The organism is Nocardia sp. NBC_00508 (genome assembly GCF_036346875.1).
GTDB lineage: Bacteria > Actinomycetota > Actinomycetes > Mycobacteriales > Mycobacteriaceae > Nocardia.
This window is the reverse complement of record NZ_CP107852.1, coordinates 781,915-801,908: the sequence shown is the minus strand read 5'-3', so window position 1 is coordinate 801,908 and position 19,994 is coordinate 781,915. Positions and strand designations below refer to the sequence as shown.

At 69.8% G+C, this 19,994-nt stretch carries 11 protein-coding genes; 10 read left to right on the top strand and 1 reads right to left on the bottom strand.

The features are described from left to right. Nucleotides 1-82: 82 nt before the first annotated feature. The 10 genes from OHA40_RS03400 (at nt 83) to OHA40_RS03355 (ending at nt 19,093) form a co-directional block, all read left to right on the top strand. A complete protein-coding gene (locus OHA40_RS03400; RefSeq protein WP_330231613.1) occupies nt 83-1,015 on the top strand; it encodes a LysR family transcriptional regulator in 933 nt (310 codons plus the stop codon). Between the two features lie 88 nt (nt 1,016-1,103). Continuing rightward, complete coding sequence (locus tag OHA40_RS03395) at nt 1,104-2,795, top strand: AMP-dependent synthetase/ligase (protein WP_330231612.1); 1,692 nt, start codon at nt 1,104-1,106, stop codon at nt 2,793-2,795. Nucleotides 2,796-2,900: 105 nt separating this feature from the next. Beyond that, a complete protein-coding gene (locus OHA40_RS03390; protein ID WP_330231611.1) occupies nt 2,901-4,151 on the top strand; it encodes an NAD(P)/FAD-dependent oxidoreductase in 1,251 nt (416 codons plus the stop codon). Further along, nucleotides 4,148-4,753 (top strand): SGNH/GDSL hydrolase family protein, encoded by a 606-nt coding sequence (locus tag OHA40_RS03385; protein ID WP_330231610.1) that lies wholly within the window; start codon nt 4,148-4,150, stop codon nt 4,751-4,753. The genes OHA40_RS03390 and OHA40_RS03385 overlap by 4 nt, the downstream gene beginning before the upstream one ends. 29 nt (nt 4,754-4,782) lie before the next feature. Beyond that, on the top strand, nt 4,783-11,475 hold the full coding sequence (locus tag OHA40_RS03380; protein WP_330231609.1) for a beta-ketoacyl synthase N-terminal-like domain-containing protein: 6,693 nt from the start codon (nt 4,783-4,785) through the stop codon (nt 11,473-11,475). Next, complete coding sequence (locus OHA40_RS03375; RefSeq protein WP_330231608.1) at nt 11,472-13,841, top strand: beta-hydroxydecanoyl-ACP dehydratase; 2,370 nt, start codon at nt 11,472-11,474, stop codon at nt 13,839-13,841. The genes OHA40_RS03380 and OHA40_RS03375 overlap by 4 nt, the downstream gene beginning before the upstream one ends. Next, nucleotides 13,838-15,406 carry a PfaD family polyunsaturated fatty acid/polyketide biosynthesis protein gene (locus OHA40_RS03370; RefSeq protein ID WP_330231607.1) on the top strand — a complete coding sequence of 523 codons (1,569 nt, stop codon included), beginning with the start codon at nt 13,838-13,840 and terminating at the stop codon, nt 15,404-15,406. The genes OHA40_RS03375 and OHA40_RS03370 overlap by 4 nt, the downstream gene beginning before the upstream one ends. Continuing rightward, on the top strand, nt 15,403-17,088 hold the full coding sequence (gene accD / locus OHA40_RS03365) for an acetyl-CoA carboxylase, carboxyltransferase subunit beta (RefSeq protein ID WP_330231606.1): 1,686 nt from the start codon (nt 15,403-15,405) through the stop codon (nt 17,086-17,088). Before OHA40_RS03370 ends, accD begins: the two co-directional genes overlap by 4 nt. Next, nucleotides 17,085-17,720 carry an acetyl-CoA carboxylase biotin carboxyl carrier protein gene (locus OHA40_RS03360; protein ID WP_330231605.1) on the top strand — a complete coding sequence of 212 codons (636 nt, stop codon included), beginning with the start codon at nt 17,085-17,087 and terminating at the stop codon, nt 17,718-17,720. The genes accD and OHA40_RS03360 overlap by 4 nt, the downstream gene beginning before the upstream one ends. Next, nucleotides 17,717-19,093: an acetyl-CoA carboxylase biotin carboxylase subunit gene (locus OHA40_RS03355; RefSeq protein WP_330231604.1), complete on the top strand. Its 1,377-nt coding sequence runs from the start codon at nt 17,717-17,719 to the stop codon at nt 19,091-19,093. The genes OHA40_RS03360 and OHA40_RS03355 overlap by 4 nt, the downstream gene beginning before the upstream one ends. 60 nt (nt 19,094-19,153) lie before the next feature. Here OHA40_RS03355 and OHA40_RS03350 read toward each other — a convergent pair whose 3' ends face one another. Beyond that, the gene (locus tag OHA40_RS03350) at nt 19,154-19,993 is read right to left on the bottom strand and encodes an NAD(P)H-binding protein (protein WP_330231603.1); all 840 of its coding nucleotides are present in this window, start codon (nt 19,991-19,993) and stop codon (nt 19,154-19,156) included. Between the last annotated feature and the right edge of the window lies 1 nt (nt 19,994).

Here is a 19,994-nt window from a genome sequence, read left to right as displayed (position 1 = left end):
GGGCGCTGTTTGTGCGATCCCGGTTCATCCTCGGTTACCTGGTGCCGCTACCGTTTGGGTACGCGGAAAAGGAGCCGGCGGCATGGACTTCCGACATCTGGTTTCATTCATCACAATCGCCGAAGAGCTGCATTTCGGCCGCGCAGCGCAGCGCTTGCACCTCACGCAGCCCAGTCTCAGTGCCCAGCTGCAGAAGCTGGAGAAATCGCTCGGCGTGCAACTGGTCGCACGCAACTCGCACGAGGTCAAGCTGACCCCGGCGGGCCGGGAGTTCGAGAGTCAGGCCCGGCTCATCGTGGCGCAGCTCGACCGCGCGGCCCAGGCCGCGAAGGCGACCGCCGAAGGGCGGGCGGGCACCCTCAATATCGGCTACAACCTTCCGGCCAGCAGGCATGTGCTGCCGGAGGCGCTCACCAGGATGACCGAACGACACCCCGACATCGTGGTGTCGCTGTGGGAGAAGCGCACCGGCCCGCAGCTGTCCGGGCTCTCCGACGGGTCATTGGATCTGGCTCTCGTATACGGACATCCGAGCACCACCGACTACCGGTATCGGCGGCTGTTGCACCGGGTGCCGCTGGTCGCCGTGGTCGGGCGCAGGCACCGGTGGGCCGATCGGCCCGGCGTCCCGTTCGCCGAACTGGAGGGCCAGGACTGCGTGCTGTTCGCCCGCGAGCAGTGCCCGGCCATGTACGACTCGATCTTCCGCGCCGCCGCGGAAACCAAGATCTCTCTCGCGATCACACACACCGCCGACGATCCCGGTGCCACCGCACACATGGTGTCGGTGCGCCCGCTGGTGGGGTTCGCCTCGCTGCCACGAGCGATTTCGATGGGCATGGGCGCACCGGGGAGCGCGTCGGTTGCGGTGAAACTGTTCGATCCGGTGCCGACGCTCGATTTGTACGCGGTGTGGCGTGCGGACGAGTCGAATCCGGCTGTCCCCTTTTTCCTGGAGTGCGTCGATTCCCCGGAACCGGCGCATATCGATATTGTCCGTGCGGTGTCGGCCTGACCACGTCGATAGGTGATGACATTCGCGCGGTAGGAACCGCGATATCGACAGACCTGTAATTCGATGTCGGCGACGAGAATTCGACATTGTGAATACAGTGTCTGTCACCGCGGTCTCGATCAGTGAGAATGGATTCGATCTTCCGGACACCGCGAGTTTGTACTCGGTGATTTCCGGCGCCGCCGCCGACCACCCGGATCGGCTTTCGCTGTGCGATGCCGATGGAACGCAACTCACCAGCGCCGAGGTCGATCGCCGAGCTCGGGCACTCGCCTCGGCGCTGGCCGCACGCGGCGTCGCGGCGGGCGACCGGGTCGCCGTGCTCGGCCGCACGAATCTGGCCTGGGTCCTGGTGGATTGCGCGCTGCTGGCGCTGGGCGCGGTGGTGGTGCCGGTGTACCCCACCTCCTCGCCCAGTCAGATCGAGCACATCCTGCGCGACAGCGGCAGCGCGTACTTCGCGGCCGAGAGCGCCGAAGACGCCGAACGGCTGCGCGCCGCGGGCGCAGCGGAGGTCTGGACCTTCGAGCAGATCGCGGAATGGGCTGCCGGAGCGGTCGATCCGGGCGTGGACGCTCGCATCGCCGCCGTTCGGGCGAACGACCTGGCGATGATCGTGTACACCAGCGGCACCACGGGTGTGTCCAAGGGGTGCCTGATCACCCACCGCAACATGTTCGTGTCCTCGGCCAACACGGTGCGCCAGACCGGCGATCTGTTCGACGGGACCACCGTGCTGGCGCTGCCGCTGTCGCACGTGTTCGGCCAGACCATCCTGTTCGCCTGCTTGTTCGGCGGCAGCCGCACCCACCTGCTGCCGGGCATACCTGACCTGGTGCCCGTCCTGCCGACGCTGAAGCCGACCTTCCTGGCGATGATTCCGTACGGGCTGGAGAAGATTCGCAAGTACTGCCGCACCCTGCTCACCGAGGCCGAGGAACAGGAAGCGGTCGAGCGTGGTCTCGATCTGATGCGCGCGCAGGAAACACCGAAACCCGTGGTGCATCCGGTGGCAGCCGCACTCGGCGGCGAGCTCAGGTACGTCATCTCCGGCGGCGCCTCGCTGGACGACTCGACCGTCGGTTTCTACGCGGCGTTCGGTGTGCTGCTGCTGAACTGCTACGGGCTGACCGAAGCCGCCACCGCCGTGACGGTCAGCGCCCCGGAGACCAACCGGCTCGGCACGGTCGGCAGGCCGATTCCGGGCACGTCGGTCGCCATCGCCGAGGAGGACGGCGAGGTGCTGGTCGGTGGCCCGCACGTGTCGCCGGGCTACTGGGGCGCGGCGTCCGACCAGTCGCCGGTGGACGCGGAGGGCTGGTTGCACACCGGCGACATCGGGGAGATCGACGACGACGGATTCCTGCGGATCACTGGACGCAAGAAGGAGATCCTGGTGACCTCCGGCGGCAAGAACGTCGCCCCGACGCCGCTGGAGGATCGAATCCGGCTGCATCCCTTGGTGTCCAACTGCATGGTGCTCGGCGACGGCCGCGATTTCGTCGCCGCCCTGGTGACCCTGGACCCGGTACAGCTGGAGCGCTGGCGTGCCGCCGAACCGGACGGCGATCTCACCGCAGCCATCCAATCCGCTGTCGACGACGCGAATTCTCTTGTCTCCCGCGCGGAATCGATTCGAAGTTTCCGGATCGTGGACGGTGATTTCACGGTCGAAGACGGATTGTCGACGTCGTCACGAAAACTGCGCCGCGCCGCGATCGCCGAGGCATATGCGGCGGATATCGAACTGCTGTATTCGGCGCCTCGACCCGCACGATAGCCGCGGCCGATCGGCCGATGAATCACGGCCCGCCGCGCTGGTTGTCCGCCCGCGGCGGCCACAGACTCGAAATCGGAATTCGACTACCGGAAAGTGATGCGAACTATGTACGACGTCATCGTTGTCGGAACCCGGGTGGCGGGCTCCCCACTGGCCATGCTGCTCGCGAGGAAGGGCTACCAGGTGCTGGCCGTGGACCGGGCGAGCTTCCCCAGCGACACCCCGTCGACCCACTACATCCACCAGGCCGGGCTCGGCTTCCTGAAGTCCTGGGGCCTGCTGGACGAGGTCGTCGCCACCGGGTGCCCGCCGATCCGGCACCTGAACTTCTCCTACACCGACATTGTCATCAACGGCATGGCCGACCCATCCTCCGAGGGCATCGACGCCGTGTACTGCCCGCGCCGCACGGTGCTGGACAAGATCCTGGTCGAGGCCGCGGGCAACTCCGGTGTCGAGGTCATCCAGGGATTCACCGTCTCCGAGCTGGTGTTCGACGGCGACAGCGTGGCCGGTATCCGCGGCCGGGTCGGCGACGGCGCCGAACAGGAGTTCCGCGCGAAGCTGGTGGTCGGGGCCGACGGCTCGAACTCGATGGTGGCCAAGGCGGTCGGCGCGCAGGAGTACGAGGGCTCGCCCGCGGCGTGCTTCGTCTACTACTCCTACTACGAGGGCGTGGACTGGGGCATGCACCACCGCACCGGTTTCGGGGAGCAGCAGTTCGCGTCCTGGCCGACCAACGACGGGCTCGCGCTGGTCGCGGTCATGCGCAAGCGGGATCGGTTCCGTGAGTTCCGCGCCGACCCGGACGCAGGCGTGCAGGAGATCGTCGAGCAGATCGACCCGGAAATCGGTGCGCGCCTGCGCGACACCGGCAAGCGGGTGGAGCAGTTCCGCCCGATGTTGTACCCGGACAACTACCGCCGCCAGTCCTACGGTCCGGGCTGGGCGCTGGTCGGCGACGCCGCCTACCACAAGGACCCGTTCACCGGCTGGGGTATCACCGACGCGTTCAAGTACGCCCAGTTGCTCGCCGACCTGGCGGACGAGGGTCTGTCCGGAGCCCGCCCGATGGAGGAGGCGCTGGCCGAGTACCAGCGCGAGCGCGACGCGCAGAGCGCGAGCACTTACGAACTGACCCAGAGCATTTCGGAGCTCTCGCTGACCCCGTACTACGACTCGGTGTTCCGCGCGACCTCGATGGACGCCGACTACATCAAGCACTTCTTCGGGCTGATCGCCGGAATCTACTCGCCGGACAAGTACTTCGGTGCGGAAGAGCTGGCGGCGTTGTACGAGAAGGTGAACTTTCCCACGGCGGCCCGGCACGTCAGCAAGGACGGAGTGACCGCATGATCAGCCCGGTCCTGACCGCGCTTGGCGACAGCTTCGTCGAAGGGCGCGGCGACGCCGCGCCCGGCGGCGGCTACCGCGGCTGGGTGCCGCGCCTCGGCGGCCAGCTCGGGCTGCGGCCCGCCGCCGTGCGCAACTTCGGTGAGCACGGCGCCACCACGACTGTGGTGCTGGAAGCTCAACTGCGCGCGGCTGTTTCGTCTCGGTCCAGCCTCTACGGCGTAGTGGTCGGGGTGAACGACCTGGTAAGCGATTTCGACGCGGATCGGTTCGCCCGGAACCTCGCAGAGCTTCTCGGCGCTCTCCGTGCGCGCGGGGCGACGGTGTTCACCGCCAGCTACCCGGACATCCCGGCCCGCCTGCCGGTGCCGGACGGTTTCCGCGCACTGCTGCGGGAACGGTTCGCTTTCGCCAACGCGGTACTCGCCGATGTCGTCGCCGACACCGGCACGCTGCTGCTGGATATCGCCGCCCAGCCCGAATGGGAACGGCCGGAGGTGTGGACCGCCGACGGTCTGCACCCGAGTTCTCTCGGCCACCGCCTGTTCGCGGCGGGTGCGGCCGAGCTGATCGCGTCGAGCACCGCGACCACCGTCGCCGCTTGATCTTCCACCCCGGTTCGAGAGGAAATTTCGTGACAGACGACAGACGCCTGGCGCGCAACCCGATCGCCATTGTCGGGATGTCCGGGCTGCTGCCCAACGCGCACAACCATCGAGAGTACTGGCAGAACATCGTCGACGGCGTGGACTGCACCACCGAGGTCCCCGCGTCGCGCTGGAGCCTCGACGACTATTTCGACCCGGACGCCGAGGCGCCGGATAAGACCTACTCGCGCCGGGGTGCGTTCCTGCCCGACATAGAGTTCGACCCGCTGGAATTCGGGCTGCCGCCCAACCAGCTCGAGGTCACCAGCACGATGCAGACGCTGAGTCTCGGCGTCGCACGTGACCTGCTGCGCGACGCGGGCGCGGTGGATTCGGCCTGGTACGACGCGAGCCGCACCGGCGTCGTGCTCGGCACCACCGGCCCGGTGCCGCTCATGCATCCCTTGGCGGCGCGGCTGTCCACGCCGGTGCTGAAAGAGGCGGCACGCTCGGTCGGCCTGTCCGACACCGACGCCGACGCCATCGCCGACCGGTTCGTCGCGGCGTTCGCGCCGTGGGAGGCGAACTCGTTCCCTGGGCTGCTGGCCAACATCACCGCGGGCCGGGTGGCCAACCGCCTCGGCCTCGGCGGCATCAACTGCACCGTCGACGCGGCCTGCGCGGCCTCGCTGGCCGCGCTGCGCACCGCCATCGCCGAACTCCAGGACGGCCGGGCGGACATGATGATCACCGGCGGCGTGGACACCGAGAACACGATCTTCATCTACATGTGCTTCAGCAAGGTCGGCGCGTTGTCGTCCAGCGGGCGGATCAGCCCGTTCTCCGCGGAGGCCAACGGCACGCTGCTCGGCGAGGGCATCACCATGCTCGCGCTGCGCAGGCTGGAGGACGCGCGCCGCGACGGCAACCGGATCTACGCCGTCATCCGCGGACTCGGTTCGTCCAGCGACGGTCGCGCCAAGAGCATCTACGCCCCGCGCGCGGGCGGCCAGCGCGTCGCGCTGGACCGGGCCTATGCCGACGCCGAGATCTCGCCCGCCGACGTCGCGCTCATCGAGGCGCACGCCACCGGCACGCCCGTCGGGGACAAGACCGAGCTCACCGCGCTGAAGGAACTGCTCACCGACGCGACTTCGGAGCCCGCGTTCGCCGCACTCGGCAGCGTGAAGTCGCAGATCGGGCACACCAAGGGCGCCGCGGGCACCGCGAGCATGATGAAGCTGGCGCTGGCGTTGCATCAGAAGGTGCTGCCCGGCACCATCAACGTGACCGCGCCCAACGCCGAGATCGCCGCGGCGGACGCCCCGTACTACGTGAACACGCGCACCAGGCCCTGGATCCGCGACCCGCAGCGCCCGGTGCGCCGGGCCGCGGCATCGGCATTCGGCTTCGGCGGCACCAACTTTCACGTCGTGCTGGAGGAGGCGGACACCGGTCGCGGCGCGCATCCGGTACTGCACCGGACGGCACGCGCACACCTGTGGCACGCCCCTGATGTCGCCGGTCTGATCGACGCGGTGCGCAGTGTGGCGTCCAGCGATGGCGGCGACATCCCGGAGCACCACGCGCGCATCGGATTCGTCTCGGTCGACGAGGAGAATGCCGCGCACCTGCGCTCGCTCGCCGTGGACGAGCTCGTCCGCAACCCCGACGCCGCGGCGTGGGATCACCCCGAGGGCGTGTACTTCCGCGCCGCCGCTCTGCCCGAACGCAAGGCCGGGGCGTTGTTCGCCGGGCAGGGCAGTCAGTACGTCGACATGGGCTCGGACGCGGCGCTGAACAATCCGGCTGTCGGCGCGGCATTCGACGCGGCCAACGACGCCTTCGCGGGCGCACCCGTGCGGCTGTCGTCGGTGGTCTTCCCGCCGCCCGCGTTCGACGACGCGGTGGCGGCGGAGCAGGAAGAGGCGCTGCGCCGCACCGAATTCGCCCAGCCCGCGATCGGCGCGCTGTCCGCGGGACAGTTCACCGCGTTGTCGGACTACGGGTTCCGCGCCGGCGGGTACCTCGGGCACAGCTTCGGTGAGTTGACCGCGCTGTGGGCCTCCGGTGCCCTGGCCACCGTCGACTTCTACGCACTCGCCCGGGCGCGTGGGGTGGCCATGACGCCCGAGCGGGGGGTCGAGGCCGGCACCATGGTGGCGCTCGGCGCGTCCAGGCAGACCGCCGAAGAACTGCTCGACGGCGTCGAGGACGTCTGGATCTGCAACCACAACGCGCCGGACCAGGTCGTCGTCGGCGGCGGGCCGGAGGGGATCGCCGCCGTCGTCGACCGCTGCGGCGAGCGCGGTGTGGCCACCCGCGCGCTGCCGGTCTCCGGAGCGTTCCACACGCCCTATGTCGCCCACGCCACCGCGGCGTTCGCGCCCGCGGTCGCCGAGATGCACATCGGCGCGCCGGACGCGCCGGTCTTCGCCAACACCCCCGGCGCGCGCTACAGCGGCGATGTCGCGGCCAACCGGGCCGTGCTGACCGAACAGCTCGGCAAGCCGGTCGAATTCGTCGCCGCGCTCACCGCGATGCGCGACGCGGGTTGCACCGTATTCGTGGAGTTCGGGCCGAAGCAGGTGCTGACCTCGCTGGTGCGCCGCACCCTCGGCGACGACGCCGTGGTCATCGCCACCGATTCCGGCCCGATCGGCAACAGCGATCTCGCCCTGACCCGTGCGGCGGTTCGCCTGGCCGTGCTCGGCTTCGGCCTGCACGACATCAACCGCCACGCCGCCCCCGCGCCGGAGGCCGAGTACTCCGGGGTCTCCGGCCGCGCGATGGCGGTGACGCTGTCCGCTCCCGAATACGTGCCCGAGTCCCGGCGCGCCGCCTACGCCGCCGCGCTCGACGACGACTACCGGCTCAGTGTCCTCGCGGCCCCCGAACGGGTCCTCGGCCCGGACGCCGCTCCGGTCGACAGCGCGGTCGATCACCAGCCCATCGCCGAAACCCCGGCTGTGCCCGCCGCTTTCACCGCAGCATCGGAGACCCTCACCGTGTATCCCACACCGCAGCCCGGCGACGCCGGCTCGGACGCGCTGGAGAGCGCGCTCGTACAGCATCTGCAGACCCACCGCCAATTCTTGGACGGCCAGCTGGACATGGCCCGCGGACTCGCCGGTGCGCTCGGCGACGGCAGGCTCGACGCCGCCACGGTCCGTGCCATCGAGGCGGTCAAGGAGCACGGCGTCGCGATCAGCCACAGCCATGCGCGTGCGAGCGCAGTGCTGGCCCAGCTGGTGGAGCTGGAAAGCGGATTCGCTCCCGTTTCGCGGCCTTCGACCCAGGTCACGCGCCCGGCCGCGCCCGCGCCACGTGCGGCGATCGAGCCCGCGCCCGTGCGGCGTCCCCTCGCCACGGCCACGGTCGTCGACGACCACCGTGCCGCGCCTGCCGCGGAAGCCGTTGCGGTGCCGGCCACTCCGGAGGTCGTGCCGAATGGGCGCGCGGCCGAGACCCCCACTGGGGACGATCGGGTGTCGAATGAGGCGTTGCGCCGTGTGTTGCGCGAGGTGGTCGCCGAGAAGACGGGTTATCCCGTGGAGATGGTGGATCCGTCGATGGATCTGGAGGCCGATCTCGGTGTGGATTCGATCAAGCGGGTCCAGGTGATCGGCGCGGTGCAGGAACGGTTCCCGCATCTGCCGAACCTCGGTCCCGAGCAGTTGGGCACGGTACGGACGCTGGATCAGGTCGCCGATCTGTTCGGCGGCGCGTCGGCCACTGGATCGGTCGAGACGCCCGCGGCTTCGAACGGATCCGCCGCCCCTGCGGCCGGCATCGCCGCGGCCGACGGCCAGGTGTCGAGTGACGTTCTGCGGCGTGCGTTGCGTGAGGTGGTCGCGGAGAAGACGGGTTACCCGGTGGAGATGGTGGATCCGTCGATGGATCTGGAGGCCGATCTCGGTGTGGATTCGATCAAGCGGGTCCAGGTGATCGGCGCGGTGCAGGAACGGTTCCCGACCCTACCGAGCCTCGGCCCGGAGCAGCTCGGTACCTTGCGCACGCTCGATCAGGTCGCCGACCTGCTCGGCGCGTCCGGCGGTGCGCCGACCAGCACCTCTGCCATGGCGACGAACGGCCACGGCGCGGATGACCAAGTGTCCGACGAGGCGTTGCGGCGTGCGTTGCTCGAGGTGGTCGCGGAGAAGACCGGTTACCCGGTGGAGATGGTGGATCCGTCGATGGATCTGGAGGCCGATCTCGGTGTGGATTCGATCAAGCGGGTCCAGGTGATCGGCGCGTTGCAGGAGCGATTTCCGGACCTACCCAGCCTTGGTCCGGAGCAGCTGGGCACGCTGCGCACACTGGATCAGATCGTGCTGGAACTCGCTGGGGTAGCGGGTGGTGGTGTCCACCCAAAAGCTGAGGCCGCGGCGGGAACGTCGCGGCATGCCGTCGAACTCGCCTCCCTGCCGTCGCCGGACCGGGCGGTCGCGCCCTACCGGGACGGGGCGCGGGCCGTGCTCGTCGACCTGACCGGCGAGCAAGACGCCGACTCGGCCGCGCTCGGCGCGGCGCTGGACGGGCTGGGTTGGACGGTCCGCTACGTGGATTCGGCCGACGCCATCGACACCGAACGCGAACCGATCGACCTGTGCCTCGTCCTGGTCGGTGGGTCCGCGGACTGGGAGTCGGCCCGCCGGTCTCTGACCGACTGCATCCTCCTGGCCGGCCGCGCGCTACCGCCGCTGCGGCGCGCGCCGGGCCGGGCGGCCTTCGTGACGGTGACGCGGCTCGACGGCGGGCTCGGCTTCCTCGGCGGCGCCGAGCCGGTGCACGCCCTGCTCGGCGGCGTCGGTGGCGTGGTGAAAACCCTTGCGGCCGAGCAACCCGAGCTGTTCTGCCGGGCGCTCGACATCGATCCTTTCTGCACGCCTGCGCGGTTGGTCGAATTCGTGACGGCCGAACTGTTCGACCCGGCTCGCGACACCCTCGAGGTCGGTATCGACGCGGCGGGCGAGCGCAGGACCCTGGTGCCGAGCGGGCATGCACCCGCACAATCGGTCACGGCCGTGCGTCCGGGCGTCGAGCAGGATCCCACGATGCTCACCGCCGACGACGTTCTGCTGGTCACCGGCGGCGCGCGCGGCGTCACCGCCACCTGCGTCCTGGCGCTCGCCGCGCGGAGCGAGGCGCGGTTCGTGCTCCTGGGCCGATCCGAACCCAGCGCCGAACCCGACTGGGCGACCGGTATTTCCGACGCGGAGCTCAAGCCCGCCGCGGTGCGCGCGCTGGCCGGCACCGGCGCGACACCACGCGACGTCGAGCGTGCCGTGTCCGGTGTCCGCGCCACGCGGGAGATCCAGGCGACGCTGGCGGCCCTCGGGTCGCGCGCCGACTACCTCGCTGTCGACGCCACCGACGAACAGGCGGTCGCCGCGGCCCTCGCGCCGTGGCGGGAGTCGATCACCGGCGTCGTGCACGGTGCCGGGGTACTGGCCGACTCCATGATCACGGACAAGACCGCCGAATCCATCGCCAGGGTGCTCGATCCCAAGATCGCCGGACTCGCCACCGTGCTGGGTTCCCTCGGTGAGCTACGGCATCTGGTGCTGTTCACCTCGGTGGCCGGACTGTTCGGCAACGCCGGTCAGGCCGACTACGCGGCCGCGAACGAAGCGCTCTCGCGATTCGCGGTGAGCTGGCGGCGCTGCCACCCGAATTGCCATGTCACCGCGATTGATTGGGGCGCATGGGACGGCGGCATGGTGACGCCCGCACTCCGGGAACACTTCCGCGCCCGCGGCGTCGAGTTACTCGACCCGCGGATCGGTGCGGCGGCGTTCACCGAGCAATTCACCGCAGCCCGCGCTGAGGACACGGTCGTGCTGATCGGCCCTGCGAAGTCGCTGTCGGAGGCGGCGGGCATCGGGGCGGCGACGGTACGGACCCGGCGGACGATCACCGGGATCACGGAGGATCCGATCATCGCGGCGCACCGGATCGGCGAGCACATCGTGCTGCCCGCCACCTTCGGTCTCGGCGCGATGGTCAACCTCGCCGAACGCGTCCTGCCGGGACGGACCGTGGTCGGCGTCCGAGACTTCCAGGTGCTCAAAGGGATCGTGTTCGACCGTCCGGTCGATGAGCTCGAGCTCGAACTGGCACCGGGGGCGAACCCTCAGGTCGGCGAACCCGAGCTGGGTGAGCCGACGACCACGGTGCACGCGACGGTACGCGGGGGCGACGCGATCCACTTCCGGGCGACGCTCCTGCTCGCCGATGCCGCGGATGGCGCGCCGCACCGGCCGATCCCCGGCGGCCCCGCCGACGACACGGACATCTACCGCGACGCCATCCAGTTCCACGCACCCGCCCTGCAAGGCCTGCGCCGGATTCGAGCGGTGACCGACGACGCGATCGTCTTCGACTGCGAACTGCCCGCCGCCACGGTGGCGCGCGGCGGGTACGCCGGGCGGCTGCACGACCCCGTCCTGGCGGACCTGATCCTGCAGGGACCGCCCGTACTCGGCTACCGGTTGCTCGGAAGCGCCTGCTTGCCGCTCGGTGTGGGGCGGATCGACTACTACCGGCCGCTGCCGGCGGGCGAGCCTTTCGTGCTCACCGTGGACAACCCGAGGCCCGGTCGTCTCGATGCCCGGATCGACGCCACTGTCACGGCAACGGACGGCACGGTCCTGCAACGATTCTCGGACGTCACCGTGGTGACGACACCCGATCTGACGGAGAAGTTCCAGACCTCGGTGAGGCGGTGGATGGCATGACAACGCTGGAGTTCGACGGTGTTCCGTTCGATCCGGTAACCGCGCCGGCCGCGCCGGCGGTGGTGCAAGGAAGCGGTCAGGTGCGGCCGCCACGCCGAGCGGATTCCGAGGGTGCGTTTCGGGGATCCGTTGACGACAATCGGTCGGACGCCGTAAGTGGCAATCCGACCACCGATCTCGCGCACAGTGAGACGAAGCGGGCGACCGTCGAAGGCCAGGCGCCGCGCCGAGCAGGTTCCGGCAGCGACGGTTCGCCACAGGGACACGTCGGCGACTACCGGGCGGATGCGCCCGGAATGCCCAGTGCGGCAATGCGTCTCGCATACAGCGAGGTCGAGAGCGCTTCGCTTGCGTCTCCGGCCACCGACCCGGTCGCGGTGGCCGATCGTCCGGCGGGTCCGCTCGCCGAGATCCGCTCCGGGGTCGTGGCGGCGCACCGGGCAGCACTGAGCGCGCAGCTGGCCATGCAACGGGCAGTGTGGCAGCGGGCCCTGCGCCGAACGACGACAGCCACCGAACCGAACGCGACCGACCCTGCACGCGGTGCCGGGCTCGATTCGTACGTCAGCGGTGCCGGTCACCAGGGCGTCCATGACGAACCAGCGCAGCACGATCGCGACCACGACGGCGCGTACCAGCGGCACGATGACCACTCACGGCGGGGCGCTGAAGATCCCCTCGCTTCGACGCCCGGCGAAGACTCGCGAACACCTGTCGGAGTGGCCGCCGCGGAGTCGGCGTTCAAGCCGCTGGCCCGCACCGATCGCACCCGTCTGGATCGAGCCGCGCTGACCCGCCTCGCCGAAGGCGACCTGACCGGTGTCTTCGGACTCGCGTACCGGCGTTCCGGCGTCGACGCGGTGGCCCGGCTCGCCGCGTCGGCGCCGCTCGCGCTCACCGAGGTCACCGAGATCGCGCTGTACGGCGGGGCGGGCAACGGCAGCGTCACGGCACGGTTCCAGGGTGATCCGCGCACGGCAACTGTGCAGGCCGCGGAGGTGTTCGCCCTGTATCTCGGCATGCCGCTGGTGCTGTCGGGCAGTTCGCTCGTCGCCGAGTGCACCGGTGCCGTCGTGGGGACGGGGTCCGGCACGATCACACTGACCGTGACCGCTCTCGACCTGGTGCCGCGACCGCACGTCGCGGGGACGGCGATCGTGGCGGGCGCGCAGGGCGAAATCGACGTCACGGTCTCGGTGGCCGAACGCCCTGGCAGCGGTGTCGGTCCCGGTCAGGTCTCGGAAGGCCTGCTGCTCAACGAGTTCCATATGACCCATCTCGCCCGCGGCGATCAGGCCATCGCTATGGGACCGGAATTCGCCCCCTACACCGGCGTGCGGGCAACCAGGCTGCCGACCGGGGGCCTGCTGCTGGTCGACCGGGTGCTCGACTTCGATGGCAGCCGCGGTCAGCTGGACGCGGCCTCCTACGCCACCGAATACGATTCGCCCGCCGACTCCTGGTACTACGCCGACACAGCCAACGAGTCCATGCCGCACTTCGTCTACATGGAGACCTCGCTCCAGGCGGCGCTGCTGATGGGCTACTACGCGGGACCCACGCTCACCCAGCCGGGCACCACGCTGAGCCTGCGCAACCTCGGCGGCACCGCCACCGTGCTGCGGCGGATCGATCTGCGGGACAAGACGATCCACCAGTCCTCCCGGCTGCTGTCGACCACCATCCTGCCCGGTTCGTCCCTGCAGACCTTCGACTACACGCTCAGCGCGGACGGCGAACCGTTCTACACGGGCGAGACGATGTTCGGCTACTTCAGCGACCAAGCCCTGGCCAACCAGACCGGCCTGGACGCAGGCCGCACCGTGCCGACCTGGCTGGCGGAGAATCCCGGCGCACGCCTGCGCACCATCGACGTCGCCGCCCGGCGCGCCGACCCGCATGCCAGGCTGTGCGCCCGGCGCACGCTGGCGCTGATCGACCAGGTGGACGTGGTCGACGACGGCGGAACATATGAAGCGGGATATCTGCATTCGCTGCGGGAGATCGACCCGTCGGACTGGTACTTCACTCGGCACTTCCACCTCGACCCGGTGATCCCGGGGTCGCTCGGAGTGGAATCGGTCATCCACGCGATCCAGGAGTGGATGATCGACGCCGGATTCGCCGACACGATCGGCGATCCGGTCTTCCGCATCCCTGCCGATATCCCGTTCCGCTGGCGCTACCGCGGGCAGTTCCTGCCCACCGACGGCACCGTCGAACTCGAAGCGCACATCAAGGAAGTTCGGCGCGGCCCGGAGGGCGTCACCGTGATCGCCGACGGCTCGTTGTGGAAGCCGGGACTGCGCATCTACGAATTGATCGACCTCGCGGTCGAACTCGGCGAACGGAGGCAGCGGCGATGACCATGTCCCGGAGCAGCGTGGTCGCTGAGACGGCCGACGACATCACCGCCGTGCTGCTGGACCTGACGCGCCCGTGCTGGATCGTGCGTCACGACGGCCGGGTCGGCGCGACATCCGACGACCGGATCGCGGCGCAGGCCGACGTCCTGGCCGCGGTCGCGCCGCTGCCGCCCGAGCAGTTGGGCGACCGGCGTTTCGCCGCGGCTCACGGTGTGCGGGCGGCATATGCCGCCGGTGCCATGGCCAACGGAATTGCCTCGCCCGCATTGGTTTCAGCGATGGCGCGGGCGGGATATCTCGCCTCTTACGGCGCTGCGGGCGTGCCGCCGACCGCGGTGGACGCGGCCTTGGCCGATCTGAGCCGCACGCTGGTGGGAAAGCCGTTCGCGTGCAACCTGATCCACAGTCCGTCCGAGCCCGCGTTGGAGCGCGCGATTGTGGACGCGTGCCTGCGTCATCAGGTTCGGTGCGTGGAAGCCTCGGCGTTCATGGGTCTCACCGGTGAGGTCGTGCGCTACCGGGCGGCGGGACTCGCTGTCGATCGACAGGGTCGCGTCGAAATACGGAACCGCGTGATCGCCAAGGTTTCCCGGGTCGAGGTGGCCGAGCCGTTCCTGCGTCCGGCCCCGGAGCGGCTGCTGCGCGAACTGGTCGAATCCGGTGATCTGACGCCGGAGCAGGCCCGTCTCGCCGAACAGGTTCCGATGGCCGACGACATCACCGCCGAAGCCGACTCCGGCGGACACACCGATCGCAGGCCGCTGCTGGTGCTGCTGCCGGAACTGATCGCGACGCGGGACCGTCTCGCCCACACCGTGCCCGCCGCGGCGGCGGTCCGCGTCGGCGCCGCGGGCGGCATCGGCACCCCCGCCGCCGCGGCCGCGGCCTTCGCGATGGGCGCCGCCTACGTGGTGACCGGTTCGGTCAACCAGGCCACCCGGGAAGCGGCTCAGTGCGACACCACCAAACAGCTGCTCTCCCAAGCGGATTTCGCGGATTGCGCGATGTCGCCGTCGTCGGACATGTTCGAGCTCGGCGTCCAAGTGCAGGTGCTGCGCAGAGGAACCATGTTCGCCACTCGCGCTCAGCGGCTCTATGACACCTATCGCGCTTATGACGGCATCGACGACATCCCGGCCGACCTGCGCCGCGATCTCGAGGCCACGCTGTTCCGGCGACCGCTCGATGCGGTGTGGGCGGACTGCGTCACATACTTCACCGAACGCGATCCGGCCCAGCTGGTCGGCGCGGAGGGAGACCCGAAACGCAAGATGGCGCTGGTGTTCCGGTGGTATCTGGGGCTGTCGTCGGGGTGGAGCATCCGCGGCGAGTCCGATCGCGTCGCCGACTATCAGATCTGGTGCGGGCCCGCGATGGGCGGATTCAACAGCTGGGTGTCCGGAACCTATCTGGCGGCCCTGCGCAACCGGCACGTCGCCGATATCGCCGACCAGATGATGCTGGGCGCGGCCTACCTGACCCGGGTCGGCCAACTGCGCACCGCGGGCGTGCGGCTGCCCGCCGCCAGCGCCCGGTTCGTGCCCCGACCGAGGGAGGAACGATGACCACACTCGAGACCGGCTCGGACACCCGGGCCGACTGGATGGTGTGCCCGTCCTGCGCCACCATGATCTACGCCAAACGCTACGAGCGCGTTGGCCGGGTCTGCCCGGACTGCGACGGGCACGGCATGCTGACGGCCGATCAGCGTGTCGAGGCGCTGCTCGACCCGGGCTCCGCGCGGCACATCGAACCGGCGGCCACGGTGGCCGACCCGCTCGGTTTCAGCGATTCGCGCCCCTACCCTGAGCGGCACGCCGAAGCGCGGCGCCGCACCGGGCTTGCCGACGCCATCCGGTGCGTGCGCGGCACGATCGGCGGCGCGCCGGTGGTGCTGGCGGTCATGGACTTCCGGTTCCTCGGCGGCAGTCTGGGCAGCGCGGTCGGCGAGGCGGTCACCGCCGCGGCCGAGACGGCGTTGGCGGCGCGGGTGCCGTTGGTGCTGGTCACCGCCTCCGGTGGCGCCCGCATGCAGGAGGGCATCCTCGCGCTGATGCAGATGGCCAAGACCAGCCAGGCGCTGCGCGAACTGGACGACGCGGGCGTGCTGACCATCTCGGTGGTCACCGATCCCACCTACGGTGGCGTCGCGGCCTCCTACGCCACCTCCACCGACATCATCATCGCCGAACCCGGGGCGCGGCTCGGCTTCGCCGGTCCCCGGGTGATCCAGCAGACCATCGGCGAGACGCTGCCTGCCCGATTCCAGACCGCGGAGTTCCTGCTCGAACACGGTGTGGTGGACATGATCTGCCACCGCTCGGCGCTGCGGGACCGGTTGGCGCGGTTGCTCGCGCTCGCCGCCGATACGCCGAGGCGCCTCGAACTCGGGGAGCTCGTCGACCCGGTCCACACCGATGCCGCGGATCTGCCACCGCGCGAGGCGTGGCACAGCGTCCGGGCCGCACGGGAATTGGGCCGCCCGACCACGCTGGACTATCTGGCCGCGTCCTTCGACGAGTTCGTCGAGTTGCACGGTGACCGGCTGTCCGCCGACTGCCCGGCGATGATCACCGCGCTGGCCCGTCTCGACGGCGCGCCGGTCGCGGTGATCGGCACGCAAAAAGGGCATACCGCCACCGAATTGGCGCAACGCAATTACGGCATGCCGACGCCCGCCGGATACCGGAAGTCGGCGCGCGTGCTGCGGCTGGCGGCCAAGCTGGGCTTGCCGGTGATCACCTTGGTCGACACCGCGGGCGCCTACCCGGGTGTAACCGCCGAGGAGCACGGACAGGCGGTCGCCATCGCCGAGTCACTGAAACTGCTCGCCGGACTGCCCGTTCCGATTGTCACCGTAATCACCGGCGAGGGCGGCAGCGGGGGAGCGCTGGCACTCGCGGTGGCCGATCGCGTGATCGTGTGCGAGAACGCGGTCTATTCCGTGATCAGCCCGGAGGGGTGCGCCTCGATTCTGTGGAAGGACGCGGCCGCCGCGCCGCGCGCCGCCGCGGCACTGCGGGTGGACTCGACCTCCCTGCTCGAACTCGGCGTCGCCGACGCCGTGCTGCCCGAGCCACCGGGCGGCGCGCATCGCGATCCCGCCGCTGCCGCCGCCGCGCTGCGGCATGCGCTGCGCTACGCGGTCGCCGACCTGGGCGCGCTGGCCCTCTCGGAACTACTCGACCGCCGCCACCACCGTTTCCGCGTTTTCGGACTGTCCACGAACAACCAGGTCTCTCGATGATCGTGTCACCCCCAGCGCTGATCGAGGCCGGTGTCTCGATAGTGCTGGCGCGGTTGGCCCGTCAGCGATCAGCCACCCCGCAGGGCGCCCAACCCGAACAACCAGATGGAGAAGTGATGACCGAGTCCGTGACCACCGAGCCGGTCGGCCGCGCGCTGAACCCGGTCGACGCCGACCACGCGCTGGCCGTGCTGTCGCGTCACGCGCTGGCCGTGCGAGCCGAGACCGCACCGACCTCCGTGACCGTCGCCAATGGTCCGCTGGTGTTGCGGATCAGCTGGGACGGCCAGGCCGGAACGAGCGCGCCCACCTCCGTTGCGCCCGTATCCGGTGCGCCTGCTGCGACCACCCCTGCCGAGCAGTTCGTCGAAAATCAGTCGAGCGCCGAGACTTTCACGGTGAACGCGGAGACCGTCGGTGTCTTCTATCGCGCGCCCGAGCCGGGTGCCGCGCCATTTGTCACCGAGGGTGACCCGGTGCGGGCCGGTCAGCAGGTCGGCATCGTCGAGGCGATGAAGCTGATGATCCCGGTGACCGCGACCAGAGAGGGACGGGTGGCGGAATTTCTCGTGGAGAACGGCGAGGCGGTCGAGCACGGCGCACCGCTGATGGTGCTCGAGGTGGTGCGGTGACCGTGCGCCCGATCCGCACGGTACTGGTCGCCAATCGTGGCGAGATCGCCGTGCGGGTCATCCGCACCTGCGCCGAACTCGGGATCGCCACCATCGCGGTGTATTCCGCGGCCGATGCCGACTCGGCCGCCGTCCGGCTCGCCGATCGATCGTTCCGGATCGGCCCCGGTCCCGCGAAGCGCAGCTACTCCTACATTCCCGCCGTCATCGAGGCCGCGCGGGCCACCGGAGCCGACGCGATCCACCCCGGATACGGATTCCTCTCCGAGAACCCGGATTTCGCCGAGGTCTGCGAGGCAGAGGGTTTCGTGTTCATCGGCACGCCCGCCGCGATCATGGCCGATCTGGGCGACAAGTCCACGGCGCGGTCGCTGATGGCCGCGGCGGGGCTGCCGTTGCTGCCGGGCAGCCGTGATCCGCTCGACACGGTGGACGAGGCGCACGCCCTCGCCGACGACATCGGCTATCCGGTGATCATCAAAGCGGTGGCGGGCGGCGGCGGTCGCGGCATGCGCGTCGTGCGTGACTCCGCCGAATTCGCCTCCGCCTGGCAGGAGACCCGTGCCAACGCCACCGCGGTGTTCGGCGACGGCAGGCTCTACGTCGAGCGCTACCTCGACTCGGCCCGGCACATCGAGGTGCAGATCCTGGCCGATCGGCACGGGACGGTGCGGCATCTCGGCGCACGGGACTGCTCCTTGCAGCGGCGGCACCAGAAACTCGTCGAGGAGTCGCCCGCACCCGGTCTGTCCGAGGAACTCGTCGCCCGGATCGGCGCCGCCGCCGTGTGTGGTGCGGAAGCCGTCGGCTACGTCGGGGCCGGAACCTTCGAATTCCTCTTGGACCAGCAGGGACGCTTTTACTTCATGGAGGTCAACTGCCGCCTGCAAGTGGAGCATCCGGTCACCGAGATGGTCACCGGCATCGATCTGGTCGCCGAGCAGCTGCGCATCGCCTCCGGCCTTCCGCTGTCGCTGCCCGCCGACGCCGCCGCTCCGCGCGGCGTGTCCATCGAGTGCCGGATCAACGCCGAGGATCCCGAACGCGAATTCGTCCCCGCGCCCGGCACGCTCACCGAATGCACGTTGCCGGGCGGCCCCTTCGTCCGGATCGACACCCATGTCTGCCCCGGCTATGCCATTCCACCGCACTACGATTCACTGCTCGCCAAAATCATCGTCTGGGCGCCGGACCGTCCCACCGCCATCGCGCGGATGCGACGTGCCTTGGCCGAGACCAGGATCCGCGGCAGGGGAGTGGCCACCACCACCGACTTCCTGCACGACATTCTCGACCACCCGCGCTTCCGCGCCGCGGACCACGACACCGCCCTCATCGGCACCCTCACCATGGTGTCCCGCGTCGCCTCATGAAGCCGCCGCCATCGGACGCGGTGACGGCCCGCGTCCGATGGCGGCGCAACCCAGGCCTGTTCAGGCCGGCACGCTGGACCGGAAGTCGGTGGCGTGGTCGAGCACCCACTGGTGGTAGGTGCGTGGATGTTCCCCGGTGAGCGGCACCGAGATCGGGGTGGGCTCGATCGGATGCTCTGCTGCGCGTTCGTAGTAGCGCAGCAGCGAGTCGGCGATCTGCGGTGGCACCTGCCGGGCAATCATGTTCTCGCGCGCGGCCTCGGGGGTGATCTCCTCGAATCGGACGGTTTTTCCGAGGGAGTCGCCGATCAGCGTCGCTTGTTCAGTCTGGGTCATCAACTCCGGCCCGGTGAGCACAGGGGCGGCCCCGATGAGATCGTCGGACAACATGGCCGCCGCGGCGGCGGCCGCGAGATCGCGTTCGTGGATGGGTGCGATCAAGGCGGAAGCGTGGGCGCCGCGGACTACGCCGTCGGCGTGGATCTGCGGCGACCACTGCAAGGTGTTGGCCGCGAACACACCCGATCGGAGAAAGGTCCATTCCAGCCCGGTGCGTTCGATGCGTCGTTCCAGGTCGCGGTGCGCGACGCCGGTGTGATTGGCGGGATGGTCGTCGAGCACCGACGACGAGGACAGCAGCACGACGCGCCGGACCCGGCACGAGACGGCTTGCGCCAGCAGCGCGTCGGCTGTTTCGTGCACCGCCGCGGGGTTGAGGAAGATGGTCGTGACGCCATCCAGGGGAAACGCTCCTTGCCGCATCGATACGATCTCGGCTCCGGGCGGCAGACCGGCAGCCGCAGGATTCCTGCTGAGGGCTCTGACCTCGACGCCCGCGTCGAGCAAGCGCTCGACGAGATGCGTGCCGACGTTTCCGCTCGCGGCGGTGACCAGAAACATG